Here is a 4204-nt window from a genome sequence, read left to right as displayed (position 1 = left end):
ACCAGGTACTTTCCCGTGGCCTCCCGCGCGTGACGGGCTCGCGCGCCCCCCGGTGGGTCCGGCGGGCGACCGCCGGCCGGCCGGGCACATGCCACCCGGAGGGGACCACGGCACAGGCACCGCCGGGCGGTTGGCCCGTACGGGCCGTCGCGGGACGCCGTCCCCTTGCGACCGCGCCGTCGCACGCGGGGGTCCGCACCGCGCCGTCCGGGCCACTTCCGCTCCCCGGCCCGGCCGCGGTCACCACCGCAAACGTGGCCGAACACCCGGTCGTTGACGATTCGACATGACTGGCGCGCGAACCACGGGGGCATGGATCCCGTGAACGTGTTCGAGCAGGAGGGAAACCGACATCGGCACGCGGGCGGGGGTCATGAAGAGGCAGGCACGAGGAGGCGGTCCCACGGCAGCAGGGGCCTTCTCGGCACAGATGATGGAGGAGAAGGCCGACAGCGCACCGGAGCAGGCGCGCTCGCCTCAGCTCCGGCGCAGACTGGAGCGGGCGGACCTGGGGGCCGTACCGGAGACACGCAGGGCCTTGCGCGAGCTGTTACGACACTGGGGGAGGCCCGGACGGTCCGAGATAGCCGAACTGCTCACCAGCGAACTCGTCACCAACGCCCTCGTGCACACCGACCATGACGCGGTCGTCACCGCCACGGTCGGGCCGCGGGCCCTGCGGGTGGAGGTGCGGGACTTCGTCGCCCGCATCCCCCGGGTACGGGTGCCGACCGCCGACGACTGTACGCACGGCAGGGGCCTGGCCCTGGTGCAGTCCCTCGCGGACGCCTGGGGCGTGAAGGCACACGGAGTGGGCAAGGCCGTCTGGTTCGAACTCGACGCCGAAGCGGCGTGAACCACGGGAAGGGGGCGTGACCGCGTCGGTCACGCCCCCTTCCCATGGTGCTCCGGCCTCACGGCCGCGCCCTGCAGGCCTCGGCTCGCGCCTCAGCCGAACTGCTGCTCAAGATCCTTGAGTTTGCGCTCCAGCGAGTCCAGCCGCGGCAGAGCCATTGTGTCGTCCTCCGCGGTGAGATCGACCGAGTGGGACTCGGAGCCGCCGCGGACGGGCTGGAGAGAGGGGCGCTGCCGTACGGGCAGCGGCTCCGGGCTGGATATCGCGGGTTCCGTCGAGGCCCGCTCCAGGGCGGCGGCCTGCGGCTGCTGCTCCAACTGGCGTGCGCCACCCCGGCCGACGAAGCCGCGGTGGCCCCGGCTGATCGCCTTGAGCTGCGCCCGCTCCACCCGCTCCTGCTCGCGGCGCCGGAGACGGGCCGCCTCCTTCTGGCGCTTGTCCTCGCGGACCTCGTCGACCGCCTCGTCCAGGCTGCGGACGTTCTCCAGCAGCATCAGCGACCAGGCCCTGTACGTCTCGCGGGGTGCCCTCACCCAGCGCACCACGCGGATCTGCGGCAGCGGCCGCGGCACCAGGCCCTGCTCACGGAGTGCGGCCCGGCGGGTCTGCTTCAGCGCCCGGTCGAACAGCACGGCCGCCGAGAGCGACATGCCGGAGAAGAACTGGGGGGCGCCGTCGTGACCGAGGCCCCGCGGTGCGTGCACCCAGTTGAACCAGGCTGCCGCGCCCGCGAACGTCCACACGAGTATCCGCGAGCCGAGGGCCGCGTCACCGTGGCTGGCCTCGCGCACCGCGAGCACGGAGCAGAACATCGCCGCGCCGTCCAGTCCGAACGGCACCAGGTACTGCCAGCCGTTGGTCAGGCCCAGGTTCTCCTCACCGAAGCCGACCAGGCCGCGGAAGGAAAGGGCTGCGGCGACCGCCGCGCAGCAGAACAGGAGGACATAGGAGGCGGTGCCGTATATGGCTTCCTTGCGCCTGCGACGCTCCTCGCTCCGCTCCCACGAGTCGTCTTTCGCGTGCTCCCCGCCGGACCGCTTGCTCCGCGCGAGCACCGCCACCGCCGCCAGCATGCCCAGGAGCAGTACGGCGCCCGGAAGCAACCAGTTCAGCGATATGTCGGTCAGTCTCATCTGGGGTCCCTTGCATTGGGATAGGGCGTAACGCCCGCCATAGTGGCCCAATCCCAACGACCCTCAGGCGTTTTCGGGGCAAGAGGCCGCCAAGGAAGTGCAAGGGGTTGCCCAGGGCGGCATTCTGCTCGAACTGCCGCATGAGGGGCGGGAGTTGAGTTCGAATAAGACTACCCGTACGGGTGGTTCCTCGGAAAGTTCCTGCGCCAAGTGAGGAAGTTGTGAATTGCCTGTAACCGAACGGGCGTCCCGGTCGGCGCTGATCTTACGGGACGCGGGACCGGGGTCCGTGCCGGGGGTCCCCTGAGGGTGCCTCAACTCGCGGCGGCCGCAGTGAGCTTGGCGACCCGGTCCGTGTCGCAGGTGCGCGGGCAGGTGACGCAGGTGTCCTCGGGAGCCAGCGTGTAGTACATGCAGCAGCTCACCCGGTCCCGGGTGCGCAGGGGCCTGCCGTCCGGCCCCGCGAGCACGCGGAAGGCCGGGGAGCCCACGTACGGCTTCGCCGTCCCGGGCAGCAGCAGCTCCAGGGCGTGCTCGGCCCGGCGCTTCTCGTGCTCGCCGAACAGCTCGGCGACGTACCAGATCCCCTCGACGATCTCGTCGGTCACCATGCCCCACAGGGCCCTGCCGCGGCGGCGCATGCGCGGGCCGAAGGCGGTGAGGAGCGGCTCCATGTGCTCCGCGATCGCCTCCCGCAGCTCGGCGCGCAGGGACTCCTCGTCGGGGACCGTGTACGCGCCCGGCAGCGCCGCCGCCGGGTCGTCCGGGAGGCAGGCGAAGGGGCCGGGGTGGACGGCGAGGGACATCGGGCCGCGGGTGCGGTCGTAGGAGACATGGGCGACCGGGTAGCGGGGGACCCGACGCTGCAGGAACCACGGGGTGGTGAACAGGAGGCAGGCCGGCCAGGCGTACCGGTGCAGACCGAAGCCCGCGATCACGTCCGGGCGGCCGTTCCTGGCGTTGTCCCTGAGGATCTGCTCGTCGTCCCAGGCGAGGTAGGTGTCCAGGGCGGTCGGGTTCCGCGCGAGGGCGTCGGCGGTGACCCAGCCGTCGGTGCCGGGGAGGGGGGTGTCCTCGGGCAGCTCGGTGACCGTCAGCGCCGGGAGGGCCTCGGTCAGCCGCGCGTAGGCGGCCGTGACGGCGGAGTGGGGGGCAAGCAGCGGTGTGGGCATGCGGGGCCACCGATTCGCAGACGTCTGAAGGTAAGCCTTACCTTACCAATTTGTGCGGGGATTTGAACTGGAGCGTTCTGCGCCTAAGGTGCTTGACGGGTGAGTAACAACCTGCCGTTAATGACCCGAAGTGCTGACACGTCCGGAGGAGGGGCCCGTGAAGCAGGGTGCGCAGGGCCCCACCGGGACGGAGGGCGTGGTGCGGGTGCCGCCGCAGACGCGGGCGTCCGGGGCGAGCCGTGCGCCGGCCGCGGGGGAATCCGGGGTCCGGGGCGAGCACACGCACAGCGAGGTGCCGATATCCCGGCCCGTCGTGCAGCGGGCCTCGGTGCGGGGCCAGATCCTCGACGCGCTGCGCACGGCGCTGGTCGCGGGCGAGTTGCGGCCCGGCGAGGTGTATTCGGCGCCCGCCCTGGGGGAGCGGTTCGGGGTCTCGGCGACGCCGGTGCGCGAGGCCATGCAGCAGCTCGCGCTGGAGGGGGCCGTCGAGGTCGTGCCCAACCGGGGGTTCCGGGTGGTCGAGCGGGGTGCCCGTGAGGTGGCGGAGCTGGCCGAGGTGCGGGCGCTGATCGAGGTCCCGGTGGTGCTGCGGCTGGCGCGGAGCGTGCCGGTGGAGCGGTGGGCCGAGCTGCGGCCGGTGGCGGAGGCGACGGTACGGGCCGCGTCGTCGGGATGCCCGGCGACGTACGCGGAGGCCGACCGGACGTTCCACCGCGCGGTGCTGTCCCTGTCGGGCAACGAGCAACTGGTCCAGATCTCGGAGGACTTGCACCGCCGGTCGCAGTGGCCCCTGGTGGGCGGCTCCGCCTCACGGAACCGGGCGGCCCTGATCGCGGACGCGGCGGAACACACGGCCCTGCTGGACGCGTTGGTCGCCCACGATCTGGACATGGTCCGCGACCTGGTGGACGGCCACTTCACAGGCGGCGCCTGAGCCTCACACCTGCGGCGCCGGCGCGGCGCTGTGGCGGCTGCCCGGTTTCGGTCGTCGGCAGCCCGCGGGCCGGTGGGGCCTGATCGCGCAGTTCCCCGCGCCCCTGAGG

At 72.4% G+C, this 4204-nt stretch carries 4 protein-coding genes; 2 read left to right on the top strand and 2 right to left on the bottom strand.

What is annotated here, in order from left to right; all coding sequences use genetic code 11:
• Positions 1-433 precede the first annotated feature (433 nt).
• Positions 434-856 (top strand): ATP-binding protein, encoded by a 423-nt coding sequence (locus EHS43_RS38875; RefSeq protein WP_125195292.1) that lies wholly within the window; start codon positions 434-436, stop codon positions 854-856.
• 92 nt (positions 857-948) lie between these two features.
• On the opposite strand, the gene EHS43_RS38870 is transcribed toward EHS43_RS38875, so the two are convergent.
• Together EHS43_RS38870 and EHS43_RS38865 are read right to left on the bottom strand one after the other, a co-directional pair.
• Positions 949-1989: a DUF2637 domain-containing protein gene (locus EHS43_RS38870; RefSeq protein WP_125195291.1), complete on the bottom strand. Its 1041-nt coding sequence runs from the start codon at positions 1987-1989 to the stop codon at positions 949-951.
• Positions 1990-2303: 314 nt separating this feature from the next.
• A complete protein-coding gene (locus tag EHS43_RS38865; RefSeq protein WP_125195290.1) occupies positions 2304-3161 on the bottom strand; it encodes a (2Fe-2S)-binding protein in 858 nt (285 codons plus the stop codon).
• A 157-nt stretch (positions 3162-3318) separates the two neighbouring features.
• On the opposite strand from EHS43_RS38865, the gene EHS43_RS38860 reads away from it, so the two are divergent.
• Positions 3319-4095 carry a GntR family transcriptional regulator gene (locus tag EHS43_RS38860; protein WP_125195289.1) on the top strand — a complete coding sequence of 259 codons (777 nt, stop codon included), beginning with the start codon at positions 3319-3321 and terminating at the stop codon, positions 4093-4095.
• The last annotated feature ends 109 nt before the right edge of the window (positions 4096-4204 follow it).

The organism is Streptomyces sp. RP5T (genome assembly GCF_003933965.1).
GTDB lineage: Bacteria > Actinomycetota > Actinomycetes > Streptomycetales > Streptomycetaceae > Streptomyces.
Note: the sequence above shows the minus strand (reverse complement) of the source record. Positions and strands in the feature narration are given on the sequence as shown.